Origin of the sequence: Kitasatospora paranensis, from assembly GCF_039544005.1 — a bacterium.
Lineage (GTDB): Bacteria > Actinomycetota > Actinomycetes > Streptomycetales > Streptomycetaceae > Kitasatospora > Kitasatospora paranensis.
Genome location: NZ_BAABKV010000001.1, coordinates 8,278,605 through 8,302,509 on the forward strand (window position 1 = coordinate 8,278,605; position 23,905 = coordinate 8,302,509).

Sequence of the window (23,905 nt, forward strand, 5' to 3'; positions counted from 1 at the left end):
CGCCGGCGCCGGCCGTCGGCCGCAGGCCGGGAGGCGGGGCACGACCGGGGAGCGCCGGTCGGTGCGGCCCACGCCGGGGCGGTGTCGGGCGCGTCGCGGCGGGCGCGGAGTCCGGCGAGCAGGTGGTCCCGGTGGCGCACCATCGCCCCGCGCTGCTCGTCCAGCCCCCGCAGCGCCATGACGACCTGCCACAGTGCGGCGGCGTCGGCACCGGTGAGCGGCAGCCGACAGTGCGGGCACCGGACGTGCCGGCCGGTGCCGAGGTCGGCGCCGAGGTCGGCGCCGCAGTCGGGGCAGGGCGCGGTGTGGGGGCTGGTCATGCGCAGAGTGTGCCGGGCCGCTCGTCCCGTGTGCATGAGTACGACGACTCACTTCGGGAGGTATCGGGGGCGCAGGCGCACCTGCCGTACCTGCCCGTCCGCCGCGACCCGGGCGGTCCCGCCGAATGCGGCGGCCACCGACGGCGGTGTCAGCCCTCGTTCCGGGCTTCGCGGCCCGGTGCACTCATGCTGCCGGTGGCGGGGATGCCGTCGGCCGATCCGTAGCGCAGGAAGACGGCGCCCCGGGGGCCCGCGACGGGCGGTTCGAGCAGGGTGACATTGGCAGGGACCGCGCCGGACTCGAACACCTTCTTCCCGGTGCCGAGGATGATCGGGTGGACCCACAGGTCGAGGCGGTCGAACAGCCTCTCGCGCAGGAGGGTCTGCACCAGGTTCAGACTGCCGACGACCTTCACGTGCTCGTGCCGGTCGCGGATCTCCCGCACCGCGCCGGGCAGGTCGGGCCCGAGGTGGCTGGAGCCCGCCCAGGAGAGGTCGGGCCTGCCGCGCGAGGCCACGTACTTCGGGATGCTGTTGAACAGCGCGGCGAAGGGGCTGTCCCCGGCCTGCGGCCAGTAGGCGGCGAAGATGTCGTACGTCCGCCGCCCGAGCAGGAGGGCATCGGCCCCCTCGTACGCTGCGTCGACCTGTGCCCCGGCGACCTCGTCCATCAGGGGGACCTGCCAGCCGCCGAAGGGAAACCCCACCGGGTCCTCGTCGGGACCGCCGGGCGCCTGCCCGACGAGGTCGAGAGTGGTGAACAACTCGATATGGATGAGGCCCATGGCGTGCTCCCGACGCGTCGAATGTCCTGTCAGAAATCTAGAGCGACCGGGACGTGCAGACCCGTCAGTCCGCTCTTCGACCGGACGGAACGCTCAGCCGGCGGCCGCTTCGCGCAGGATGCGGTCGCGCGAGGCCGCCGCCGCGGCGCGCAGCGCGGGCAGGTCCACGTCGGTCGGTCGGCCGGCCCATGTGCGGACCTGCCCGGCGACCAGGACGGTGTCGACGTTGCGGGTGTCGAAAGCAGCGCGCGCATCTGGGAGACCCTCAGCCTCAACAGCGCCCCGACCAGCAACTGGTGATCTACCAGGCGATCCACGGCAGTCCGTCCGCCGCGCGCCTGGCCCTCCTGCCGACACCGGTCGCAGGAGGAGCACCGCCACCACAGGCACAGCCACGGCCACGGCCATAGCCACGGCCACAGCGACCGTCACCCCTGTCAGCCGAGGGCCGGGGCGGCGGCGTACTCCTCGTCGGTGACGGGGGTGAGCCAGTGGACGACGTCGTGGTCGGCGTCGCCCTCGTTGATGGCCAGGTGGACCATCAGGCGGTTCGGCGCGGCGCCGTGCCAGTGCTCCTCGCCGGCCTCGAACAGGACCCGGTCGCCGGGGCGGATGACCTCGACAGGTCCGCCGCGGCGCTGGCACAGGCCGATGCCCTCGGTGACGAAGACGGTCTGGCCGAGCGGGTGGCGGTGCCAGTGGGTGCGGGCGCCGGGCATGAAGTGCACCAGGTTGGCGGTGACCCGGGACGGGGACGGGGCTGCGGCGACGGCGTCGATGTAGACGTCGCCGGTGAACCAGTCGGCCGGGCCCTTGACGGTGTCGATCGAGCTGCGGGTGATCTGCACGGGAGTGCCTTCCGGGAGGGGGTCAGGGCTTGAGCAGGGTCTTGATCGCGCGGCGCTCGTCCATCGCCCGGTAGCCGTCGGCGACCTGCTCCAGCGGCAGGGTGAGGTCGAAGACCTTGCCGGGGTCGATCCGGCCGGACAGGACGCGATCGATCAGGTCGGGCAGGTAGCGGCGGACGGGTGCGGGGCCGCCGCGCAGGCCGACGTGGGAGTAGAAGAGCTCCTGGCCGTCGACGGCGACCTCGTGGGGAACGCCGACGAATCCGACGCTGCCACCGGGCCGGGCCGAGCGCAGGGCCTGCTGCATGGACTCGGCGGTGCCGACGCACTCCAGGACGCTGTCGGCGCCGATCCCGCCGGTCAGCTCCTTGATCCGGGCGACGCCGTCCTCGCCGCGCTCGGTGACGATGTCGGTGGCGCCGAATTCGAGGGCGAGCCGCTGGCGGCTCCGGTGGCGGCTCATCGCGATGATCCGCTCCGCGCCCATCTCCTTCGCGGCGATCACCGCACACAGTCCGACCGCGCCGTCACCGACGACCACGGCGGTGGACCCGGGCCGGACGTCGGCGGCGTCGGCGGCGTACCAGCCGGTCCCCAGCACGTCGGACACGGCCAGCAAGCCGGGCCAGAACTCCTCGCCGGGCGTGCCGTCGGTGGCGACCAGGGTTCCCTGGGCGTTGGGAATGCGCACGTACTCGGCCTGGCAGGTGCTCATGAACTCGCGGTCCAGGCAGTTCGACTGCCACCCGTTCCGGCAGTTGGCACAGGTGTTGTCCGAGGTCGCGAACGAGCCGACGACGAACTGGCCGGGCCGCAGGCCGGTGACCTCGGCTCCCACCTCCTCGACGAAGCCGACGTACTCGTGCCCCATCGGGTGGGCCTCGTCGGTCGCGTCCAGGCCCCGCCAGGGCCACAGGTCGGAGCCGCACACACAGGTGACGGCCGTCCGGATGACCGCATCGGTGGGCTTGAGGATCCTGGGGTCGTCCAGGGTTTCGAAACGTACGTCGCCGGGGGCGTGGATCACTGCTCCGCGCATGGGAAGTCCTCACGTCAGGGGGAGGGGCCGGGCCGGGGCGGTGTCGCCCGAGGCGCCTCCATTCCAGGTAACCGCACCTCCCGGCGGCGAGCGAGGCACCGGCGAGGGGTGTACCGGCAGGACATCCCTCCCGCGGCCGCCAGGCCGTACGGTCGAGGACATGGACAACCGCGAGGAGGTCCGCGAGTTCCTCACCTCGCGGCGAGCGAAGATCAGCCCGGAGCGGGCCGGCCTGCCCGCCGGGCCCCGGCGGCGCGTGCCCGGGCTGCGCCGGAGCGAAGTCGCCGCACTCGCCGACATGAGCGTCGAGTACTACGCGAAACTCGAACGGGGCAGCCTCGCCGGCGCCTCCCCGGCCGTCCTCGAAGCCGTCGCCCGCGCCCTGCAGCTCGACGACGCCGAACGCGCCCACCTCCTGCACCTGGCCCGGGCCGCCGACGGCTCCGACGCCCTCACCCGGCCCCGCCGCCGCACCACCACCCGGCCGTGGACCCCGCACCGCAGCCTGCAATGGACCCTCGACGCGATCACCGCCGGGCCCGCGGTCGTGACCAACGGCCGCACCGACGTCCTGGCCGCCAACCCGCTCGCCCGCGCCTTCTACACCGACCTGTCCGCCAACCCGGACAACCGGCGCAACCTGGCACGCTTCAACTTCCTCGACCCGGCCTCCCGCCGGTTCTACCCCGACTGGGAGCTGTTCGCCGACATGGCGGTCGCCATGCTGCGCCGCGAGGCCGGCCGCGACCCCCACGACAAGGACCTGCACGACCTCATCGGCGAGCTGTCCACCCGCAGCTACGCGTTCCGCACCCGCTGGGGCACCCACGACGTCCGCCGCCACGGCACCGGCACCAAGCGGTTCCACCACCCCGCCGTCGGCGACCTCACCCTCGCCTACGAGTCCCTCGACCTGGCCGCCGAGCCCGGACTCCACATGACCGTCTACACCGCCGAACCCGGCTCCGCCTCCGAGGAGGGGCTGCGCCTGCTCGCCTCCCTGGCCGCCACCGAGAACGCCGCTCCGGCGGTCCGGCACCCGGCCGGCTGAAGCCCGCGATCACCCGGCCGGCGATACGAGTGCGGCGCTGAGTGCGGCGAATGCGGCGGCGCGGCCGGGTGACGGGTGATCGCGGGCGCGGCTCGGTCGGCCAGCCTCAGCGCCGCGGGTCCGCCAGCACCTCGGACGCCGGGGCCCACTGGTGCGGCACCGGCGGGAGGGACGACAGCGTGCTCGCCCCGTCCTGCTGGAGCGAGACGGTGCGGGTGGGCGCGGGGATCGAGATGCCCTCCGTCCGGTACCGCTGATGCAGGCGCTTGATGAACTCGTGCTTGATCCGGTACTGGTCGCTGAACTCGCCGACGCCCAGGATCACCGTGAAGTTGATCCGGGAGTCGGCGAAGGTGTGGAAGCGGACGGCCGCCTCGTGGTCGGGCACGCCACCGCTGATGTCGGCCATCACGCTGTCGACGACGTCGAGGGTGACCCGCTCCACGTGCTCCAGGTCGCTGTCGTAGCCGACCCCGACCTGGACCAGGATCGACAGCTTCTGCTCGGGCTGGGAGTAGTTCGTCATGTTCGTCCGCGCCAGGCGGCCGTTGGGGATGATCACCAGGTTGTTCGACAGGTTGCGCACCACGCTGTTGCGCCAGTTGATGTCGACGACGTACCCCTCCTCCCCGCTGGTGAGCCGGATGTAGTCGCCCGGCTGGACGGTCTTCGAGGCGAGGATGTGCACACCCGCGAAGAGGTTGGCGAGGGTGTCCTGCAATGCCAGCGCCACCGCGAGACCGCCCACCCCGAAGGCGGTGACCAGCGGAGCGATCGACACCCCGAGGGTCTCCAGGGCCACCAGGACCCCCATCGACAGCACCACGATGCGGGTGATGTTGACGAAGATGGTCGCGGACGCCGCGACACCCGTGCGTGACGCGGCCATCGACTGCACCAGCCCGGCCACCACCCGGACGGCGCTGAGCGTCGCGATGACGATGAGCACGGCCGTCAGCGACCGGTCGACCAGCCCCCGACCCGCGCGGTGAGCGGCAGGGCCGAAGCGGCCACCGCCACCCCGGCGATCACGGCCGCCCAGGGGACGACGGTGCGCAGCGCGTCGACGATGATGTCGTCCCCGCTCCACCGGGTCCTGAGCGCGTGCTTGCCCAGCCACTTCATCACGGCCCGCAGCACCAGACCGGCCACACAGCCGCAGGCCAGCGCGATGCCGGCCACCACCCAGTCGTGCAGGACCAGATCCCGGGTCACCGTCCCGCTCCCGCCGCGTGGAGGGCGAGGGGACGGCCCGCCGCGGGCCGCCGTATGTCCTGTGTCGTCACCGTGTCGCCTGTCAGGTCGTCTTGTCCGCACTTGTGTTGGAGCGGGGGTACACACTCCGAACGGACTGCCATCCTGCCCCATGGCCCGGCCGCCACCACAACCGGACCCCGGCGCTCCGGCCACCGCCTGTGCCGATTTCCCGGGACAGTCGGACTCTCGCCCGGTCGGGTGCCCCGGGCCGACGTGTCGGTGCCGGGTGGTGTGGGGGCGGTGACCGGGCCTCTCTAGGATGCGGGCCATGACGAGACGTAGCCTGACCTTGGCTCTTGCGATATCCCTGTGTTCGGTGGTGGGTGCCGGTGCGGCGCACGCGGACGGCTGTCCTGCGGCGGGGCCGGGGACGTACCGGATCGACGGTGTGACCGGCACGGTGCCCAAGGTGCGCATGGGCGGCTCGCTGACGATCGACAACAGGATGCATCTCGATGCCCCGGATCAGAGTGCCGCTGCGTTCGAGACGATGGTCGTCCCGGTGCGTCAGACGGGCGGCTACACACCGGGCCGGGCGCCGTCGGTGTCGCTGAGTGTGGACGGCGGCCCCTCGCACCACTTCTCGTTCACTTGGCGGCCGGGCGGCCAGGGCGGGAACCTCGGCACCTGGATCTCCAACCGCGTTCAGTTCGGCAGCATCTCGCGCGGCGACCACGTGCTGCACGAGACCCTGTCGATGCCCCCGGGCAGCCCGGACGACCTGTACGAGCTGGGCGCGTACGCCTACATGGACGGGCCGTGCGGGATGGTCACGGGCACCAGGATGGGTTCCGTGACCTACGAGTTCACCGGCGGCGCCCCCGCGCACACGCCCACACCCGCCGCCCCTACGCGCGCCGGTGCGAGCGATACGCCGAGCCCGCGGACGGCTGCGACCGGCACGCCGCAGCCGGTCACGTCGGTGAACGCGTCGTCCGGCCCGTCGGCGCTGTCGGGGGTGCCGTCGCCGGGTGTGAGTGGGACGCCGGCGGGGAGCCCGGCGCCGTCGGAGTCGGAGTCGGACTCGCCGGCCGCCGTGCCGCTGTCGGCCACGCCCGTCGCGAACGGCGGCTCCGCGCTGCCGTGGGGGCTGGGAGCGCTGGCGGCGTCGGCCGCGCTGTCGATCGGCGGGGCGGTGGCACTGCGTCGGCGCCGGGCAACCGGCGGCGGGTGAGGCCGACCCACGGTGCACCGCTCCCTGCTGCTCCGGCGCCGCCCGCTGTGGAGATCGGTGCCGACGGGCGCTCCCGGCACCTGCCGGGAGCGCCCGGGTTGCTGCACCGGGGGAGCGCCCGCGACTACTGGCAGAACTCCTCGAACGCGTTGGTGAGGTCGGCGGCCACCTGCCGGGCGTCGCGGCCCTCGATGCGGTGGCGCGGGATGAAGTGGACGAGCTCGCCGTCCTTGAAGAGGGCGAAGGACGGGTCGGACGGCGGGATGTCGGGGAAGTGGTTGCGCATCCTCGCGGTGGCCTCCAAGTCCTGCTCGGCGAAGACCGTGTAGAGGCGGTCGGGGTGCTTGCCGTCGCTTTCCAGGGCGAGGCGGACGCCCGGGCGGGCCATGCCCGCCGCGCAGCCGCTGACGCTGTTGATGGCCACCAGGGTGACGCCGGTGGTCGCACCGTCCATCGCGGCGTCGACCTCGGCCGCGGTCAGCAGTTCCTTGAACCCGATCGACGTCAGTTCTTCCTTCATGGGCTTGACCAGCAGCGGCGAGTACGGCATCGGAGCTCCTCACTGAACGGAATGGTTCGGACGCAAAGCGTATTCGCCGTGGTGCGGAAGACGCCGCAGCCATGACCGGCGCGGCGGCGGTGGATGCCGCGGATCCGGTCGCTGCGTCGGGCTGCCGCTGCGGTGCTGTTGGTCGCCCTCCGGCCCGCCCGCTCCGTGCCGCTCCGCTGATCGGCCACGAACCACCGCTCCGTGGCGATGTGCCGCCGCCCCTCGGCGCTCGGCAGCTCCGGGCCGGCCGTGCTGCCGCAGGCGGCGGGTTCTGCCGTGTGGTGGGCTCCGAACGGTCGGTGGGCCGGGCCTCGCGGGTCAGAGGCGGCAGGGCGACCAGGAGTGGACGTCGCGGATGGCCGTGGTGCCGGTGGCGGGCCGGTTCACCCCGCAGGCTGTCGAGTGCCGGCCGTCGACCGCGCAGCCCCACTCGATCGTCACCGACATGGTCGAGGTCGGCGCCCGGGAGAACGCAAAGCTGCGCGGTCCGGGTCATGCCGCCGCGGCTCCAGGGCCCGTCGCCGTGCTGCGCGCGACGCTCCGCTGCGCGCTCGGCAGGGTCTGCGGGGGGGGGGGGGGGGGGTCGGTGGCGTCCGCCCCGGCCGACGGGGGCCGGGGCGGACGGGCGGGTCAGGAGGGGGTACCGACGGGCGCCTCGGTGCCGCGGACGGTGACGAGCCGGGCGGTTCCGTCGACGAGCCGGTAGGAGAGGCCGACCACAGCGGCGGTGCCGGCGTCGACGGCGTCGGCGAGGACGCGGGAGCGGTCCAGCAGCAGGTCCACCGTGTGCTGTATGTGGGTGTCGATGAAGTCGCTGTCGTCGGTGTGGCCGGCGGCGCGGGCTGCGAGGACGCTCGGGGTGACGCGTTCGATCACGTCGCGCACGTAGCCGGTGGCGGTCGTGCCGTCCTGGACGGCGGCGCGGGTGGCGGCGACGGCACCGCAGGAGTCGTGGCCGAGGACGACGACCAGCGGGCTGCCGAGCACGCTGACGCCGTACTCGATGCTGCCGAGCACCTCCGGGCCGAGGACGTGGCCGGCGGTGCGGACCACGAACAGGTCGCCCAGGCCGCGGTCGAAGATGATCTCCGCGGCCAGACGGGAGTCGGAGCAGCCGAACAGGACCGCGAACGGGCTCTGGGACGGCACGATGGCGGCGCGGCGTGCGGCGTCCTGGTTCGGGTGCTCGGGGCTGCCGGCGATGAAACGCCGGTTGCCTGCCAGCAGTGTCTCCAGCGCGGCGTGGACAGTCATTCGATCACCGGTCATGACGGCAGCCTACGGGGCGTCCCGACTGGACGGGTCACCGGCATCGGTTCGTCGGCGGAATCGCAGCGGTCGGTGCCCACAACGCGGGCTGCAGTGCGGACGGAATCCGAGGAGAGCGGAATCGACCGGCTGCGGTCACCGGCTGCTCCGAGTGGTCTGCCTTCGCCATCGTTCCGGGTACCGAAGGCGAAGACGGGGAAGAAGTCGGCATGGACGCGCACGTACGGGTGCGGGCGGCCGAGGCGCCCTCGGTCGGATACCGCGGGTTCACCCTGGCGCTCACGGTGTCCGGTCCGGCCACCGTCGAGGGCTCCGTCGGCGCGGCCGTACAGGCCGGTGCCACGGTGCTGAAGCCCGCCGCGAAGTCCTTGTGGGGCTACGGGGGCGTCGCCCGGCCTCGGACGGCACGATCTGGAAGATCGCGATCTCGGGGAGGAGGGACACCGACCCTGCGGCCCGTGAGATCGACGGGTTCGTCCGGCTGCTCGGTGTGGAGGGCTGAGGGCCACCGAGCAGTGCCATCCCGACCAGGCATGGCCGTGGCCGTGGGTCTCGGCGGCAACTGCACCTCGTTCGCCCCGGGGAGGCAGGCTCCGTCAAGCCGACGCTGTGAAGATGCCGGGCGCTCGGCGGAGCGGCGCGGGGTGCCCTCGCCGGCCGCCACGGGACCGTGCGGCCCGACGCCTGTCGATCGAAGTCGTCCCCGAGCGAGGTTCCCGGACGTCTTCGACCGGGGCAGCGCGGGCGGCGGCGGTGCTGGAGGGGCGCCCAGCCGTGCCGGTGGCGGCACCAGCGGGTCAGGGTGCCCCGAGCGCTGCAGCCCAGGACTCATGACGATGCCGGACTGGCCCGGGGGACTCCGGGAGCGTCCTCCGCGCGACAGGGCTTCCGCGGCCCGCCGACCGTCGGGCCGGGTCGGCGTCCCGCGGCCCCTTCGGGACCGTCCTCGGCGTCGAAGCCCCGTGGTCGGAGAAGCCCGAACGCCCGGTGTCCCGCCGACCTTCACAGTCCGGCGGCACACCGGGCGCACCTTCGGGCTCCGGTGGCGTCGTCAGCCGCCCGAGCTGTACAGCGTGGCGACGTCGGTGGCGGGCAGAGCGCGGTTCCAGACGTGCACCTGATCGACGCTGCCCGGCCAGAAGTCGCTGTTGCGACCGCCGGAGTAGGCGCGGCCGAGGGCGAACGGGCCGGGGGCGGGATCGCCCGTCGGCTGGTGCCAGACCGTCGCCTGCGCCTTGCCGTCGACGTACAGCGTGTAAGTGCCGGCGTCGGCGTCGTGCACGCCGACCACCTGGTACCACTGACCGGCCGCCGGGGCCTGGTCGGACAGTGCACGGCCCTCGCCGGTCGAGAAGGCAAGGCGGTTGTCCGCGGCCGAGTACTGCAGGAAGAAGCCACTGGTGGTGGTGCCGTCCTGGCTCACGGCCGTGGCCCACGACCCGGTGCGGTCGATGCGGACCCGCGCGGCGACGGTGAAGTTCCCGACCGTGTCGAGGACCGGTCCGGCGGACTGCCCGTACTGGGTGGCGCCGCCGTTGAACTGCAGGGCGGTTCCCGAGGCGCCGGGCACCCAGGACGGGGTGCCGCTGAGCTGGATGTCGTCGGTGCCGGAGCTGTCATGGGCCACGGTGCCGGCGCCCTCGTCCAGCGACCAGGTGCCGAGCGGATCCCGCTGCCCCGGGGGAAGGAGACGACGAGGTTCTGGAGCGTGTGCGTGGTGCGGGTGGTGCCCGTGGCGCCGCTCGACGAGCGGTACGACGCGGTCGCCGTCAGGGCTGCCGAGCTGCCCGGCGCCTCCCCGGCCGCGGGGCTGATCGTGAACCGCCACACCGCCGAGCCGCGCGGCTCGATCGACCTGGGGCCGGCCGCCGCCGGCCGGGCCGTCCAGCCGTCCGGTAGCCCGAGGGCGACGGAGGCGGCGTCGAGCCGGTGGCCGGTGTCGTTGTGCACGGAGACGTCGACCGTGGTGGAACTGCCGACCGTGACCACGCCGTTGGCGTTGACCGGACCGACGGTGACGCTTGCGTCGCGGCTGGAGGGTGCCAGCGACTCGAACTCGGACACGCCGACATAGGCGCCCGCCGGGTTGGTGAAGAGCAGTCGTACCTGCGTGGTCGTGATCGCCGGGAAGGTGATCCGGTTGAGGCCGTTGCCCACCGGCGCCGCGGAGCTGCGGGTCTGGTCCGGAACGTCCTGCCAGGCGGTCCCGTCCCAGTACTGCAGGCGGTAGTCGGCCGCCGGACGCACGCCGCCCCCGTCGTCGTATCCGTACCAGCGGATGTCGCTGACGGCGGTCGGCGCGCCGAAGTCGACGCCGTAGTAGTCGTTCCCGTGCGGCGAGCTGTAGTTGGTCCACCGGGTGTTCTCGGGAACCTCGTTGAACCACACCTTGCCGTCCAGGGCGTTCCACGCGTCGTCGGAGCGCCAGGTGTAGGACGTGATCGGCTTGGGGTAGCCCTGGCGCAGCGGGTTCGTGGCGTCGTCGACCAGGTCGCTCTGCGCGCCGGCGCGGGCGGCTCCGACGCCGACCGTCAGGTCCCGGAGGGTGGGCGAGGTGCGGCTGAGGCGGCCGTCGACGTAGACGCGCATGCCGGCGCCCTGTCCGTAGTGGGTGCCGTCGCGGTCCCAGAGCAGGGTGACGTTGTGGCCGTGGTAGGGCACGTTCTCGGCGGCGAAGTGGTCCCAGCCGGCCGGGACGAGCGGCTGGATGCGCAGGTTGCCGCCCGTCTGCGGGCGCAGTCCCAGCAGACCGGACAGGACGAGGTCGTTGAAGGTGGAGTGGTTGTAGTCCTCGCTGTGGTTGTTGCCGTCGTAGATCCACTGGTTGAGGTCCGGGTCGTGGCCCTCGGCGACGTACGGCTTCCCGTTGCGCATCTGGGTGGCGGCGTAGGTCTGCAGCGCCTGGGCGTAGTCGGCCTTGGTGATCGCGGTCTGCGACGGGTAGTCGTCGAGGAGGGTGGCGAGCCCGGTGAGCGTCTGACTCGTCGAGAACGGCCAGCTCGGACCGTCCCAGCGGCAGCACCCGCCGGCCTCGTGCATGAACCACGGGCTGCGGCGCTCCGCCGTCGTCGGTCCGTAGGCAGCGGCGAAGCCCTGGGGGTCGAGCAGTTGGGACCAGGCCGAGGCGTCGTCCGATTCGGCCGCCCCGAACATCCACGGCAGGTAGCCGATTTCCTCGCGGGTGTCGGACAGCTTGTGGTCCGGGTTGTTGTCGCGAGCCATGGTGTAGTAGAACTTCCGGCCGGAGTCCCACAGCCACTTCTGCATGGCCGACTTGAGGCCGGCGGCGCGAGCCGCGTACTCGCTGGCGAGCGCGTGGTCGCCGACCAGGTCCGCGATCGCGCTGATCGCGGTGGCGTCCCCGTACTGGTAGGAGTTGAGGGTCGGCCGGTATCCCGCTCCGCCGTGATACGGGTCGTCGGAGGCGTAGGACGATGCCGACAGCTCCATGGCGTCCCATACCGGAACGGACCAGTACAGGCCCAGCTGCGGGTTCAACTGCTTGTCCCAGCCGCGGTACTGGCGGACCAGTGCCGGGAGGAGGGTGCGCACCTGCGAGAAGTCCCCGGTCGCCTGGGCCTGGCCGTAGGCGGCCGAGGCGAGCCAGACGCTGTACTCGTGCGCCCAGTCGGTGGTGTCGGCGTTCACGCCGTCCGTGGCCGGCTTGGCGCCGGCACCCGGGCCGGTGAGCCAGAAGCGGACGTAGTCGTCGACGTAGCTCTGGTCGCGGACCCAGCGCCCTTCGGTGACCTGGTGGGCCGCGGCGGCGTTGATCGCCTGGTAGGGGGCGGCGTAGCCGCAGCAGTCGAGGAACTCGGTCGAGATCCAGCCGTCACGGGGGTTGGTGTAGCGCAGGTGCTCCTTCCAGGTCCGCCAGCGGTAGTAGTAGACGCTCTGCACCGTCGGGTCCGGCAGGTCCACGAACGGGATGTTCGCCTGGTACCACGCGGGGTCGTTGAAGCCGGACAGGTACGAGGAGTCGTCGAGGAAGTGCGTACCGGCGCCCACGGAGGGATAGGTGTCGGCCGCGGACGCCGACACGGTGCTCTCTGCTGCCCGGGCGGGTACGGCCGCGCCGGGAACGGTCGTTGCGACCGTCGTGATCGCGGCCGCGGCGACGAGAATCCTGCGGGCGGCTCTGCGCAGGGTGTGCCACGTGGCTCGGTCGCGGCCCACGGGTTCGGGCATCGGGCATCCTCCATCGGTCGGTGCGGACAGGAAGTCCGTCGTCGTGGCGACCCGGGCGCCTCCCGTGCGCCCCGGTCACTCGACGACGGCGGGTGTACTACGTGCCGGGGCTCAGCAGGGCGAAGACGCCGCCGACCACCGGGAGCAGGAAGGGCACACCGCCGACCTGCGCGACGCAGGTCATGGCGGTGGTCCGTCCGCTCCGGAACGAGGACCAGGTCCCGGCGAGATTGTCGGACTGCAGCCAGGGACGGCCGTGCTGACGGTCAATCATGTATATCTCCACGACTGCTCGCGGGAGTGGTGGTGGCAGGGGAAGGGGAGACTGGGTGGACGCCTGCGGGAGGGGCGGGACGGAACTCGGCCTCATGGATCACAACGTTGGAAATCCGGGCAGGAGAATGACAGCACGGTGTCGGTGGCGTGTCCACCCCTTGCCCCCAACTCCGCTCCGTGCGGGACCGTATGGGAGCCCTGATCTGCTGCTTCGATGCGCTCCGTGCGGCTTCCGAAGCGTTGCGCACGCGTGAACCAGGTCGGGAGCAAGCATTTCTGGCGTCCCGTGCGCAATGTTCTCGACTCAAGTCTGCTGTCAGGCCTCGACGCGAGTCTTGACACGCTCGCTGCCGATGGTCCACTGTCTTCTACATCGTTAGAAATTCAATCCTGCGCCGTTGCTGTCCCGCCCTCACCCGCAAGGCGCCGAGGCCCCGGTCGTCGGACCCGCTGCTGCGAACGCCTGGACCAAGGGACACAGGTGTGGGGCCCGTGCTCGCGCACAGGCCCCACACCTCGATCAGGATCGGTCGGTGCACCAGGACGTTGTCGACGTAGGCGCTGCCGTAGCCGGTGCTGTTGGCGTAGAACGCCATGCCGGCGATGCTCGGGGCGCTCACCCGCAGGGGTGCGGCGGTCAGCGCGTGGGTGGTGCCGATGTAGCGGGTCGTAGGTCTGGGTGGCGGTGCTGGGGTTGGCGACCACGTTGACCTGGTGTCCGGTCGAGGCCACCGTCCAACCGTCGGTCCCGGTGGCGAGAGCCCCGAGGGGCAGGGCGTCGAATGTGTCACCGAAGACCGTGCCCGTGCCCGTGCCGGTGCTGGACCGCGCCTCGGTCCACGGGATTGCCAGCCGGCCGGACATCACCCTGGGCATGTGCGGCTTCCTGACCGCATACGACCCGATCCGGCGCGTCGGCCCCGACCACTGACCCCGACCGTCCGCCCAGGTCCGCGGCCGGTGCCGGCTCCGACGGTTGAGCGGATAACGGCTCGTTCGCCGTCGTAGGACAGGTGTAGCGTCACGGTCCGTACAGCTCATAAACAGGGGGATCCCATGCGTCACACCCGTACTCTGACCGCCGCCGCCACCGTCCTTGCCGTGGCCGGACTGTCCGCATGCAACGGTCCCAAGAACGCCCCTGACGCCTCCGGCGCCACGAAGGCCGTCTCCGTGCCGATGGTCACCGTTGCCGACGCCATGACGCAGAGCACCAAGGCCACCTCGCAGTACACCTCGGCCAAGATCAAGATGTCCGAGCACGTCCACGTCAAGGGGCAGGACGTCAGCACCACCGGCTCCGGCGCCATGTCCTGGAAGCCGATCGCGATGGACATGACGATGACCATGCCGCAGCTGGCCGCGCAGCTCGGCGGCGACGGCTCGATGCGCGTGCTGATGAGCGGCACCACCACCTACACGAACATGGGCGATGCAGCGGCCACCAACTTCGGTGGCAAGCACTGGCTGAAGATGGACCTCTCCTCGCTCGGCGCCTCCGGCCAGGCGATGGCCAACCAGATGAACAGCAACTCCAGCAACGACCCGGCGACGCAGTTGAAGCTGTTCACCTCCTCGGCCGACATCAAGCGCGCGGGCCAGGAGACCGTGGACGGTGTCCAGACGACGCACTACTCCGGCACCGTGGACTTTGCCAGGCTCGCGGCCGGGCAGGACCCGTCGCTCAAGTCCCTGCTCGCGCAGTCCACCAAGCTCGGCCTCACCACGATGAACGTCGACCTGTGGGTCAACGGCCAGGGCCTCCCGGTCCGCGTGCACGAGTCCACGCCGTCGACGGCCGCCACGCAGTTCGACGTGACGGTCGACTACTCCGACTACGGCACCACTCCCGTCACCGTCACCGCGCCCCCTGCCAGTGACACCAACGACCTCGCCGGCATGCTGAACGGCGCCTCCGGCTCCGTCGGCGGCACCAGCTGACACCAGCCCGAAGGAGCCGTTCTCCGCTGCGTCTTCGGCGGGTCGCACCGGCAGGAACCAGGCCCTTCACTGCTCCTCGCCCAGCGGTCCTCGTCGCACCCACCGAGGCTCGTCGCGCCGACCGAGGAGCGTGTCGATCGCGGGGGTGACGTTTCGTCGACGGTGGCGGGACGAATGCGGCATCAGTGAACCGCGCCGAACCGGACGGTGGCCGCAGAGCCGGCTGCCCGGTGACGACCGGCACCGCCACGGCCCGCCGTCACCCCGACCGGGCCGCCGGCGCTGCGGCATGGCGTTCGTCCGACCCGCCTGCGGCAGGCGCGCCGTTCCGGTGCCGGTTGCCGCGGACGATGGTGCGTTCACAACGGGAAGGTGTGCGGGGTGAGGTTCTCCGGAGAAGCGGCGAAGTACCTGGTGATCAACGCGGCGGTGTGGCTGGTGGTGTCCCGGATGGACATCGTGCCGTTCACCGAGGGCTCGGTCTACGACCTGCTGTTCTCGATGTCGCTCTGCTTCGGCGGCCCCGCCCTGCTGGTCATCGCCTTCGCCAACCTGTCGGCGCCGAGAGCCGCGTGGGATCCGTTGCGCCTCTGGCTGGCGCTCGGACTCGCGGTTACGGCGATGCCCTTCCTGCTGGCGATCTCGCCCACGCCGTTGTACGTCCAGCTGATCGTTCAGGGCTTGTATCTCCTGGTCGCCCGGCGCGCATGGGTGTGACCTCGCCGTGCACGTCCGGGCGGGACGGGACAGGCCACTGCCGCTCGGGCGCACCGAGCCGCGCCTGCGCGGGCTGCGTCGTTCCATCCGTCCGGCGCATTACCGCGCCCTGGGGGTGGCGGCCGTTCCTTCGGGGACGGAATAATCCGCGGTATGACCGACCCGCAGACCGTCCTCGAACAGGCCCGCCAAGGCGTCGCGCCGGCGAGCTGGCGGGTCTACACCAAGAGGCGTGGGAAGGTGTCCGGCTTCCTGCGCGGTTCCTCGCACGACCCCGACCCCTTGCTGGTCATCACCCCCGACGGCACCGTCGAATACCGGGACGACCGTACGCCGCTGGACATCGTCAGGTTCGACGACCTCGCCGGGGTGGAGCTGCAGGTCCGGGGTCAGAGCTTCTCCGACAGCACCAGGGTGAACATCTCCGCCTGGCTGGACCTGCGGCTCCGCAACGGAGAAAAGGGGAAGTGGCGCTCCGCGTCCTTCGGTGACGACGTGCAGGTGATCCAGGGATTCCTGGAGGCGTACGGCGCCCACAAGGCCCTGCGCGGCGTGTGACCGGGCAACGGGCGGCCCATGGTCCGTTCACCGTGAGACCGCCCGGCGCCGCACTGCGGCCCGATTCCATCGGCGCCCCGGCCTGAACTCCAGGACAAGGCGCTGTATCGCAGCTTCACCGTTGCCGACATGCTCGCCTTCGGCCGCCACACCAACCGCGTGTGGGACCAGCGGCGGGCGCTGGGATGGCTGGAGCGGTTCACCGTCCCGCTGGACCGGCGGTGCGACCGGCTCTCCGGTGGCCGGCAGGCGCAGGTCGCGCTCGCCGTCGCCCTCGGCGCGTGCCCGTCCCTGCTGCTGCTCGACGAGCCGCTGGCCAACCTGGACCCGGTCGCACGCAGGGCGGTGACCGGCGAACTGCTCGCCGAGGTCGCCGAGACCGGAATGACGGTGATGCTCTCCACTCACGTCGTGGCCGAACTCGATTGCGTGAGCGACCACTTGTTGCTGCTCTCCCACGGCCGCACCCTGCTGGACAGCAACGTCGATGACCTCCTGGCCCACCATGTGCGCGTCACCGGCCCGCGCGCGGACCGGCCGCCCGTCGAAGGCCAGGTCGTCCACGCCACCCACACCGCCCGGCAGTCCACCTTCATCGTCCGTGCCCTGCTCGGCCCGGCGACCGCCATGGACGCGCCCGGCTGGAGCGGCCATCCACTCGCCACGGAGGACATCGTGCTCGCCCATCTCAGGACCTCGATCGCGGAGACCGGGCAGTGAGCGCCACCGCGACCGCCGCCCCCGCCCGCCCGGCCGCCTAACGCCGCGGCTTCGAGTGGCGCGGCATGCTCTGGCTCACCTGGCGCCAGCACCGGTGGCCGCTCCTGATCGCTACCGCCGTCACTGCCGGGATGCCGATCTGGATGGCGGTGAACGCCGCCTCCCTCCAGCAGGCCCTCGACCTGTGCTCCGGCCCGAACTGCACCCGGGCGGCTGCCTTCGACCGCACCAGTCGGCTCGGCCACGGCTCGACCATCGCCAACTACCAGCTGAACACCGTCGTGTTCCTGCCCGTCCTCCTCGGACTCTTCCTCGGCGTGCCCGTCCTGGCCCGAGAGTACGAACAGCGCACCCTCGTCCTCGCCTGGTCGCAGGACATCAGCCCGCTGCGCTGGCTCACCGGCAAGCTCCTCGTCCTCGGGGGAGCCGTCACCCTGCTCGCCGCCGCCCTGGCGGCCGAAAGCCAGCACGTCGCCGCCCTCGTTCGCCTCGCGGACCGGCGCAGCCTCTTCGAGGGCACGGTCTTCCAGGCGGGCGGCCGGCTTCCCCTGACCCTCGCCCCGGCCTGGCTGATGTTCGGCGTCGCTGCGGGCGCTGTGCTGCGCCGGATGGTGTCGGCCTTCGCGGTCGTGCTGGGCGCCTTCGTCGGCGGGATCGTGCTCATGGCGCAGTGGCGTCCGTACTTCCAGGCGCCGCTGACGGCCACCACGTCGCTGCGCGACCAGACCGGGGCCGAGCCGGCGTCAGGGGCGGCAGTGCCGAACACGCTGAGTCTGGACAACGGTCAGGGCGCGTCCGTCGACTCGGCCGGGCACATCCACCCGTTCCACGAGGTGATGGGCCAGTGGTGCGGGACCATCCCGGACGACAAGCCCGGCGCCTTCCTGTCCTGCCTCCAGCAGCACGACCTGGTCGGCATCCAGCAGCGGTTCCAGCCGGCAGGCCGACTCGGGACCTTCCACCTGATCGAGAACGGCCTCAACCTCACGCTCCTCGTCCTGTCCCTGGCGATCACCTGGTGGTGCGTGTGCAGGGCTCGCACCACGACGTGAACCGGCCCCCTGCAGGGACTCGGGCCCGACTCCGTCCATGGGGCCACGGCAGGGACGGGCCGGGCCCGCCTGCCGGCCGACCGGCCCCTTTCCGGCGGCTCGGACGCGCGAGTACGACGTTCCCTGGTCCGGTCACCGTGTGCCGTCGGCCTGCCGCACGGTGCTGCCCTCGGGGAGGAGGGGCAACGAACGCTCCAACCAGGTCGCCTCGCGGCCGCGTGTCCGGGTTCTCGGTCACCCCCGGTTCGTACCAGCGCGAGCCACCCTCCTCCTGTCGGTCCGCAAAGTCGGACAGGCACGCGAGGGTGTGGGCCGCGTCGCTGCCGCCATGCCGGGGTGAGCCTCGACACACCGGGCCGGGAAGCAGCCGGAACACGCCCCTCAGCCCCGGGCAGGTGCCCCCGAGCGGAGGCGGCGCTATGGACCTTGGCCGGCGACCACTGTGGCGTCGGCGACTCCAGGGGTGGTCGGCTCCGCGGCGGCAGGCGGGGTGCGGTAGGCGCGGAGGGGCCCGTTGATCGCTGCCACGGCGGCGATCGCCAGGACGGCGGACAGTCCGCCGAAGAACAGGGAGAAGGAGGCGGAGGTGGCCGACGCCAGCAGTCCGCCACGGAAGTTGCCGAGTTCGGGGCCTGCGACACCGATGACGTGCTCCATCGAGGAGACCCGCCCCCGGAACGCGTCCGGGGTCTCCAGTTGGACCAGGGCGCTGCGGGTGACGACGGACACGGTGTCGGCCGCGCCCGCCACGGCCAGGCAGCCGAGTGCGAGCCACAACGGCCCCGCCAGGCCGAAACCGGCCAGTGCCAGGCCCCAGACGCAGGCTGCGGACAGCTGCACCAGGCCCGAACGGCGCCGGCGCGTCACCGTGCCGGAGAGCAGGCCGGCCGTGATCCCCCCGACCGCGACGGCCGAGAGGAACAGGCCGAGGGTCTGCGGGTCTCCTCGAAGCGGATCTCGTTGACCAGCGGGAAGAGCGCGATGGGCATGGCGAGCAGTGTTGCCGACAGGTCGGTGGCCATCGAGCCCCACAGCGTCGGGCGGCGAAGGACGATCCGCCAGCCGCCGCGCTCCGGCCGCCGTTTGCCGCCTGCCGTGTCGGCGCCTTCGGGCCGCATGGCCGGCAGGCGGATCACCGTGAGCACCGAGACTGCCATGGCCACGGCCTGGGCGGCGTAGGCGGCAGGGAAGTCCCAGCGGGCGATGATGAGGCCGGCCAGTGCGGGCCCGGCCAGCATCGCCGCCTGGAAGGAGACGTTGGTCAGCGCAAGACCGGCCGCGACCTGGTCGCCCGCCAGCAGGCGGACCGGGAAGGTGCGCCGGGCGGGAGCTCCGAGAGCGCTGCAACTTGTCCCGGCGGCGACGAGGGCGAGCAGCAGCAGCACGTTGCGGTTGTCCGCCAGGGCCTGGGCGCACAGTCCTGCCGCGGCCAGCAGTTGGCCCGCGGTGCTGGCCCGCACCACCGCCCGGCGGTCGAAGGTGTCGGCCAACGTGCCGCCGAGCAGACCGAACAGCACCATCGGCAGGCCGGTGGCGAGCCCGAGGACGCCGGTGCCCACCGGGCTCCTGGTCAGGTCCCAGACCTGGGCCAGCACCGCCACGTTGGCCATCTGCCCGCCGAGTTGAGAGGCGGAGGTGCCGATCCACAGGGTGCGGAACGACCGACTGCTGCGCAGCGGGCGCATGTCGAGGAGCCGGGCACGGGCACGGACACGGACACGGGCACGGACACGGACACGGGCACGGACACCGGCCCGGGCAGGGGCCGGGCACGCCCCGTCATCGCGGTGGTTCGACGAGGTGGTGGAGGACCCGCTCCCGCATCGACCGGCGTGCCAGAGCCCGCCGCACCTCCTCGACCACGGTGGTCATCGCGTACGGGACCTCACTGTCCAGCTCGGCGACCGTCGCGTGGGTGGCGCGCCACTCCGCCTCCAGGAACGGCACCAGCGATCGGCCGCGCTCGGTCAGGTCGATGCGCCGGGTGCGGGCGTCGGGCCCCGGTTCGGAGGTGACGAGATCCTCCTTGCGCATGGCGGCGATGGTCTGGCTGATCGCGGAGTGCGAGCGGTCCAGGGACTTCGCCAGCTCGCGAATGGTCAGCGGCCCGGTGTGGGCGAGCCGGATCAGCGGATAGGCGAACCGGGGCCGAACCCCCTCGATGCCGCGCTCGACGTAGACCTGCTCGATCTCGGCGTCCATGGCTGCCAGCAGCTCGTGCAGGGAGTGCCAGGGATCGGGCAGCGCCGTGGGATCTGAAGATGTCACAGCGCTAATATAACAGCGCTGCGACAATCGAGCCCCTCGACAAGCCCCCTCCGATCACCCTCCGTGGTCGGTGACGGGAAAATCACAGGCCGGTCCGGGTGGAACGCCGCTAGGGTCGGCGGGTGGACGACCTGAACGCCGACCCGGGGACCCCGGACATCCGCAGTGCCTCCCGCTACCTCTGGTGGCTGACCGCCACCCAGAAGCGGCGGGTCGCCATCGGGGCGCTGCTGAGCAGCACCTGGATGCTCATGCTGACCCTGCAGCCGTACCTGCTCTCACGCGCCGTCGACGACGGTCTCAAGGCCGGACGGCCGCGCACCGTGGTCGGCTGGACCGCGCTCATCCTGGTGGCCGGTCTGCTGAACGCCGGAATCAGCATGCTGCGCCACCGGACCATGACCAGGCTGCGGATGGATGCCAGCTTCCGCACCGTCCGGGTCGTGATCCGGCAGTCCGTCCGGCTCGGCTCGGCGCTGCCCCGGCTGGTCACCTCCGGCGAGGTCGTCACCATCGGCATCGGCGACGTGGGCCAGATCGCCCGAACCCTCACCTTCGTCGGCCCCGGCATCGGCTCGCTGGTCGCGATCGGCACCGTGGCGGTCCTGCTGCTTTCCGTCTCCCCGCTGCTCGCCGCCGTCGTGCTGATCGGCGTCCCGCTGGTGAGCGGAGTGGTCGCCCCACTGGTCGGCAGACTCCGCGACGTGGAGGCCCGCTACCGCGAGAAGCAAGGGCGACTGGCCGCCCGGTTCGAGGACATGGTCGGCGGGCTGCGGGTGCTCAACGGCCTCGGCGGCAAGGAGACCTATGCCGAGCGCTACGGGCGGGACTCGCAGGAGCTGCAGGCCGACGGCTACCGGGTCGGCGCCGTCACCAGCTGGCTGCAGTCCTTCGGCGTCGGACTGCCCACGCTCTTCCTCGCCGCCGTCACCTGGCTGGCCGCCCGGATGGCCGCCGACGGCGACATCACGGTGGGCCAGCTCGTCGCCGTCTACGGGTACGTGGCGGTGCTGGTCTTTCCCGTCCAGTTCCTGATCGAGAGCGGACAGGACATCAGCCGCGGGCTTGTCGCCTCCGCCCGGGTGGTGCGCTTCCTCGCCCTCGACCCGGACACCGATACCAACGGCACGGCCGCCCCGACAGGCCCCGCCGTCCTGCGCGACCCCGACTCGGGCGTCGAGGTGGAGCCCGGCCGGCTCACCGTCCTCGCCTCCTCCCGGCCGGAGGACAGTGCCGCGGTGGTCGACCGCCTCGGCCGCTTCGTCGACTCCGCCGCCGAATGGGGCGACCGGCGGATCTCGGCGGTCGCCCTGGCCGCCGTCCGTGCCGACATCCTGGTCGCCGACAACGAGGCCGCCCTCTTCGCCGGCCCGCTGCGCGACCTGCTCTCCGGCCGTCACCACCGCACGGACGCGAGCCTGATCGGCGCCCTGGAGGCCGCTGCCGCCCTCGACGTCCTGCGCGGCCTCCCGGACGGCCTGGACTCCGCGATCGAGGCCGAGGGCCGCAACCTCTCCGGAGGTCAGCGCCAGCGCCTGCGGCTAGCCCGCGCGCTCGCCGCCGACCCCGAGGTGCTGCTCGCCGTCGAACCGACCTCCGCCGTCGACGCCCACACCGAAGCCGCGATGGCCTCCGGGCTCCGCCGCGCCCGAGCCGGACGGACCACCCTCGTCACCGGCGTCTCCCCGCTCCTGCTCGACCAGGCCGACACGGTGATCCACCTGGTCGACGGCAAGGTCGCCGCCACCGGCCGCCACCGCGACCTGCTCCACGACCACCCCGGCTACCGCGCCCTGGTCACCCGTGACGAGGCCGGGGCCACGGCGCCCGCCCCCGCTGCGCCGAGGAGGCCGTCCGATGACCGCCCAGCTCCCCGTCGCCGGCCCCGCCGCCGTGCGCCGCGCCGCGCTCGCACTGGTCCGCCTGGAACGCGGCGCCTTCACCGCCATGCTCGCCCTCAACGCCCTGGCCGCGATCGCCGGACTGACCGGGCCCTGGCTGCTCGGCCGGATCATCGACGCGGTCACCACGGGCACCGGATCCCGCACCGTCGACCGGCTCGCCCTCGCCATCCTGGCCGGCGCCGTTGCCCAACTGCTGCTCTCCCGCCAGGCCCGCTACCTCGCCCACCGCTTCGGCGAACGGGCCTCGGCCCGGATCCGCGAGCAGTACACCGCCCGCGCCCTGGCCCTGCCCGCCGACACGGTGGAGCGCGCGGGCACCGGCGACCTGACCGCCCGTGGAACCACCGACGTCGCCGCCGTCGGCAACGCCCTGCGCGATGCCGCACCGGACGTCTTCATCGCCGTCCTGCAGATCCTCCTGATCGTCGGAGCGATCCTCACCGTCCAGCCCCTGCTCGGCGCCTGCGGCGCGCTCGGCATGGCCGGCATCTGGTCGGGCGCCCGCTGGTACCTGCGCCGGGCCCGCGCCGGCTACCTCGACGAGGGCGCCGCCAACTCCGCGCTGGCCGAGGTCCTCGCCGCCACCGCCTCCGGTGCCCGGACCGTCGAGGCGCTCGGGCTCCAACGGCACCGGACCGCCGTCGGCGAGAGGGCCGTCGAGGAGTGCCGCCGCACCCGCGAACGCACCCTCTTCCTGCGCAACGTCTTCTTCCCGGCCGTCAGCATCTCCTACACCGTGCCCGTCGTGGTGGTCCTGCTGACCGGCGCCCTGCTGCACGCCCACGGCGTGGTCAGCGTCGGCGCCGCCGTCTCCGCCGCCCTGTACGTGCGCCAGCTGGAGGCCCCGCTCGACACCATCGTCGTCTGGACCGACCAACTGCAGAGCGCCGCCGCGTCGTTCGCCCGGGTCGAAGGCCTGGGCGACGCCCCGCAGAACGGCGATTTCGCCGCCGCCGAGCCGACGGACGACCGGATCGAGATCACCGGAGTCCGCTACGCCTACGACAGCGGTGAGGACGTGCTGCACGGCGTCGACCTCACCGTACGGCCCGGCGAGCGACTCGCCGTGGTCGGCCCGTCCGGCTCGGGCAAGACCACCCTCAGCCGGCTACTGGCCGGCATGGAGCACCCGCGCACCGGCACTGTCACGGTCGGCGGCGTCCCGATCGCCGGGCTCGACCCCGAGCGGCTGCGCCGCCAGGTCGTCCTGGTCACCCAGGAGCACCACGTGTTCATCGGCACCCTGCGCGACAACCTGGCGATCGTCGCCCCCGACGCCGGCGATGCCGACCTCCGAGCCGCCCTCACCGCCGTCGGCTGGACCCACGAGTTGCCCGACGGCCTGGACACCGAGCTCGGCGCCGGCGGCCACCGGCTCGACGGTGCCCGGGCCCAGCAGCTCGCGCTCGCCCGGGTCGTCCTCGCTGACCCGCACACGGTGATCCTGGACGAGGCCACCGCACTGCTCGACCCCACGGCCGCCCGCAACACCGAACGGGCGCTGGCCGCCGTCCTCGCCGGCCGCACCGTCATCGCGATCGCCCACCGCCTGCACACCGCCCACGACGCGGACCGGGTCGCCGTCATGGAGAACGGCCGCCTCACCGAGGTCGGCCCCCACCACGAACTGGTCGCCAACAACGGCCCCTACGCCACCCTCTGGCGCACCTGGCAGAGCTGACGGGCAACATGGTTGCCACCTGCCCGACGGCTGCGGTCAGCCCTGACGACCCGTGCCGGCCCGAGCCCTACGAAGGGGTTCGGTGCATGATCGCGACAGGGAACCTGCGGGGAGCAGTGCTCCCCGCCACTCACGCTCCCTGCGGGGACTCGACGGCGTACTCGTCGACGCCGGGGTGGCCGGGGCCGCCGCTGAGGCAGTCGGCAAGGCATCGACGTTCCTGCCGAAGTACTGGCGCCCGGGACTGTCGGAGGCGTCCATGACGACCTGCCAGAACTCGTCCATGTACGGATCCGTGTGCCGTCCA

20 protein-coding genes and 3 pseudogenes are annotated in these 23,905 nt (G+C 72.4%); 9 read left to right on the top strand and 14 right to left on the bottom strand.

The annotated features are described in order from the left end of the window. Positions 1–469: 469 nt before the first annotated feature. From ABEB13_RS39435 to ABEB13_RS39445, 3 genes are all read right to left on the bottom strand, one after another. Positions 470–1,105, bottom strand: coding sequence for a dihydrofolate reductase family protein (locus ABEB13_RS39435; protein WP_345709411.1), 636 nt, complete (start codon positions 1,103–1,105; stop codon positions 470–472). A 437-nt stretch (positions 1,106–1,542) separates the two neighbouring features. Then, positions 1,543–1,953 (bottom strand): (R)-mandelonitrile lyase, encoded by a 411-nt coding sequence (locus tag ABEB13_RS39440; RefSeq protein WP_345709412.1) that lies wholly within the window; start codon positions 1,951–1,953, stop codon positions 1,543–1,545. Positions 1,954–1,975: 22 nt separating this feature from the next. Then, positions 1,976–2,992, bottom strand: coding sequence for a zinc-dependent alcohol dehydrogenase family protein (locus ABEB13_RS39445; RefSeq protein WP_345709413.1), 1,017 nt, complete (start codon positions 2,990–2,992; stop codon positions 1,976–1,978). 160 nt (positions 2,993–3,152) lie between these two features. Here ABEB13_RS39445 and ABEB13_RS39450 point away from each other — a divergent pair, with 160 nt between their 5' ends. Beyond that, positions 3,153–4,043 carry a helix-turn-helix transcriptional regulator gene (locus ABEB13_RS39450; protein WP_345709414.1) on the top strand — a complete coding sequence of 297 codons (891 nt, stop codon included), beginning with the start codon at positions 3,153–3,155 and terminating at the stop codon, positions 4,041–4,043. A gap of 106 nt (positions 4,044–4,149) precedes the next feature. Here the strand turns inward: ABEB13_RS39450 and ABEB13_RS39455 are convergent. After that, a pseudogene (locus tag ABEB13_RS39455) lies at positions 4,150–5,258 on the bottom strand (mechanosensitive ion channel family protein). A gap of 310 nt (positions 5,259–5,568) precedes the next feature. Between ABEB13_RS39455 and ABEB13_RS39460 the strand changes: the two are divergent. Then, entirely contained in the window at positions 5,569–6,474 is a 906-nt protein-coding gene (locus ABEB13_RS39460; protein WP_345709415.1) for a hypothetical protein, read from the top strand. Positions 6,475–6,598: 124 nt separating this feature from the next. Here ABEB13_RS39460 and ABEB13_RS39465 read toward each other — a convergent pair whose 3' ends face one another. From ABEB13_RS39465 to ABEB13_RS39500, 7 genes and pseudogenes are all read right to left on the bottom strand, one after another. Beyond that, a complete protein-coding gene (locus ABEB13_RS39465; RefSeq protein WP_345709416.1) occupies positions 6,599–7,024 on the bottom strand; it encodes a BrxA/BrxB family bacilliredoxin in 426 nt (141 codons plus the stop codon). Between the two features lie 318 nt (positions 7,025–7,342). Beyond that, positions 7,343–7,465, bottom strand: coding sequence for a hypothetical protein (locus ABEB13_RS39470; protein WP_345709417.1), 123 nt, complete (start codon positions 7,463–7,465; stop codon positions 7,343–7,345). 189 nt (positions 7,466–7,654) lie between these two features. Next, positions 7,655–8,293, bottom strand: a complete 639-nt coding sequence (locus ABEB13_RS39475) for a carbonic anhydrase (RefSeq protein WP_345709418.1) — start codon at positions 8,291–8,293, stop codon at positions 7,655–7,657. A gap of 1,051 nt (positions 8,294–9,344) precedes the next feature. Beyond that, positions 9,345–10,121: a LamG domain-containing protein gene (locus ABEB13_RS39485; protein ID WP_345709419.1), complete on the bottom strand. Its 777-nt coding sequence runs from the start codon at positions 10,119–10,121 to the stop codon at positions 9,345–9,347. Then, positions 10,058–12,481, bottom strand: a pseudogene (locus tag ABEB13_RS39490) (MGH1-like glycoside hydrolase domain-containing protein); the annotation flags it as partial. The pseudogene ABEB13_RS39490 and the gene ABEB13_RS39485, both read right to left, overlap by 64 nt. Positions 12,482–12,578: 97 nt before the next feature. Next, positions 12,579–12,755 carry a hypothetical protein gene (locus ABEB13_RS39495; protein ID WP_345709420.1) on the bottom strand — a complete coding sequence of 59 codons (177 nt, stop codon included), beginning with the start codon at positions 12,753–12,755 and terminating at the stop codon, positions 12,579–12,581. 370 nt (positions 12,756–13,125) lie between these two features. Next, positions 13,126–13,353, bottom strand: a complete 228-nt coding sequence (locus ABEB13_RS39500; RefSeq protein WP_345709421.1) for a hypothetical protein — start codon at positions 13,351–13,353, stop codon at positions 13,126–13,128. Between the two features lie 460 nt (positions 13,354–13,813). Here ABEB13_RS39500 and ABEB13_RS39505 point away from each other — a divergent pair, with 460 nt between their 5' ends. The 5 genes from ABEB13_RS39505 to ABEB13_RS39525 all read left to right on the top strand — a co-directional run bounded on the left by ABEB13_RS39505 (position 13,814) and on the right by ABEB13_RS39525 (position 17,745). Then, the gene (locus ABEB13_RS39505) at positions 13,814–14,698 is read left to right on the top strand and encodes an SCO4651 family lipoprotein (RefSeq protein WP_345709422.1); all 885 of its coding nucleotides are present in this window, start codon (positions 13,814–13,816) and stop codon (positions 14,696–14,698) included. Positions 14,699–15,079: 381 nt separating this feature from the next. Further along, entirely contained in the window at positions 15,080–15,415 is a 336-nt protein-coding gene (locus tag ABEB13_RS39510; RefSeq protein WP_345709423.1) for a hypothetical protein, read from the top strand. Between the two features lie 153 nt (positions 15,416–15,568). Beyond that, on the top strand, positions 15,569–15,973 hold the full coding sequence (locus ABEB13_RS39515) for a hypothetical protein (protein ID WP_345709424.1): 405 nt from the start codon (positions 15,569–15,571) through the stop codon (positions 15,971–15,973). 102 nt (positions 15,974–16,075) lie between these two features. Beyond that, the gene (locus ABEB13_RS39520; RefSeq protein WP_345709983.1) at positions 16,076–16,693 is read left to right on the top strand and encodes an ATP-binding cassette domain-containing protein; all 618 of its coding nucleotides are present in this window, start codon (positions 16,076–16,078) and stop codon (positions 16,691–16,693) included. A gap of 131 nt (positions 16,694–16,824) precedes the next feature. Continuing rightward, on the top strand, positions 16,825–17,745 hold the full coding sequence (locus ABEB13_RS39525) for a hypothetical protein (RefSeq protein WP_345709425.1): 921 nt from the start codon (positions 16,825–16,827) through the stop codon (positions 17,743–17,745). A 417-nt stretch (positions 17,746–18,162) separates the two neighbouring features. Here the strand turns inward: ABEB13_RS39525 and ABEB13_RS39530 are convergent, their stop codons facing one another. The 3 genes from ABEB13_RS39530 to ABEB13_RS39540 form a co-directional block, all read right to left on the bottom strand. Beyond that, entirely contained in the window at positions 18,163–18,669 is a 507-nt protein-coding gene (locus tag ABEB13_RS39530; RefSeq protein WP_345709984.1) for an MFS transporter, read from the bottom strand. Next, entirely contained in the window at positions 18,609–19,430 is an 822-nt protein-coding gene (locus ABEB13_RS39535) for an MFS transporter (RefSeq protein WP_345709426.1), read from the bottom strand. The genes ABEB13_RS39530 and ABEB13_RS39535 overlap by 61 nt, the downstream gene beginning before the upstream one ends. Positions 19,431–19,524: 94 nt before the next feature. After that, entirely contained in the window at positions 19,525–20,013 is a 489-nt protein-coding gene (locus ABEB13_RS39540; RefSeq protein ID WP_345709427.1) for a MarR family winged helix-turn-helix transcriptional regulator, read from the bottom strand. A 122-nt stretch (positions 20,014–20,135) separates the two neighbouring features. On the opposite strand from ABEB13_RS39540, the pseudogene ABEB13_RS39545 reads away from it, so the two are divergent. Both ABEB13_RS39545 and ABEB13_RS39550 read left to right on the top strand, forming a co-directional pair. Further along, a pseudogene (locus ABEB13_RS39545) lies at positions 20,136–21,863 on the top strand (ABC transporter transmembrane domain-containing protein); the annotation flags it as partial. Between the two features lie 7 nt (positions 21,864–21,870). Next, on the top strand, positions 21,871–23,598 hold the full coding sequence (locus tag ABEB13_RS39550) for an ABC transporter ATP-binding protein (RefSeq protein ID WP_345709428.1): 1,728 nt from the start codon (positions 21,871–21,873) through the stop codon (positions 23,596–23,598). The last annotated feature ends 307 nt before the right edge of the window (positions 23,599–23,905 follow it).

Coding starts and splice junctions, on each gene's coding strand:
- ABEB13_RS39435 (WP_345709411.1), bottom strand. CDS start 1,105: ATGGGCCTCATCCATATCGAGTTGTTCACCACTCTCGACCTCGTCGGG.
- ABEB13_RS39445 (WP_345709413.1), bottom strand. CDS start 2,992: ATGCGCGGAGCAGTGATCCACGCCCCCGGCGACGTACGTTTCGAAACC.
- ABEB13_RS39450 (WP_345709414.1), top strand. CDS start 3,153: ATGGACAACCGCGAGGAGGTCCGCGAGTTCCTCACCTCGCGGCGAGCG.
- ABEB13_RS39460 (WP_345709415.1), top strand. CDS start 5,569: ATGACGAGACGTAGCCTGACCTTGGCTCTTGCGATATCCCTGTGTTCG.
- ABEB13_RS39465 (WP_345709416.1), bottom strand. CDS start 7,024: ATGCCGTACTCGCCGCTGCTGGTCAAGCCCATGAAGGAAGAACTGACG.
- ABEB13_RS39475 (WP_345709418.1), bottom strand. CDS start 8,293: ATGACCGGTGATCGAATGACTGTCCACGCCGCGCTGGAGACACTGCTG.
- ABEB13_RS39495 (WP_345709420.1), bottom strand. CDS start 12,755: ATGATTGACCGTCAGCACGGCCGTCCCTGGCTGCAGTCCGACAATCTC.
- ABEB13_RS39500 (WP_345709421.1), bottom strand. CDS start 13,353: ATGGCGTTCTACGCCAACAGCACCGGCTACGGCAGCGCCTACGTCGAC.
- ABEB13_RS39505 (WP_345709422.1), top strand. CDS start 13,814: ATGCGTCACACCCGTACTCTGACCGCCGCCGCCACCGTCCTTGCCGTG.
- ABEB13_RS39515 (WP_345709424.1), top strand. CDS start 15,569: ATGACCGACCCGCAGACCGTCCTCGAACAGGCCCGCCAAGGCGTCGCG.
- ABEB13_RS39525 (WP_345709425.1), top strand. CDS start 16,825: ATGCCGATCTGGATGGCGGTGAACGCCGCCTCCCTCCAGCAGGCCCTC.
- ABEB13_RS39535 (WP_345709426.1), bottom strand. CDS start 19,430: ATGCGCCCGCTGCGCAGCAGTCGGTCGTTCCGCACCCTGTGGATCGGC.
- ABEB13_RS39550 (WP_345709428.1), top strand. CDS start 21,871: ATGACCGCCCAGCTCCCCGTCGCCGGCCCCGCCGCCGTGCGCCGCGCC.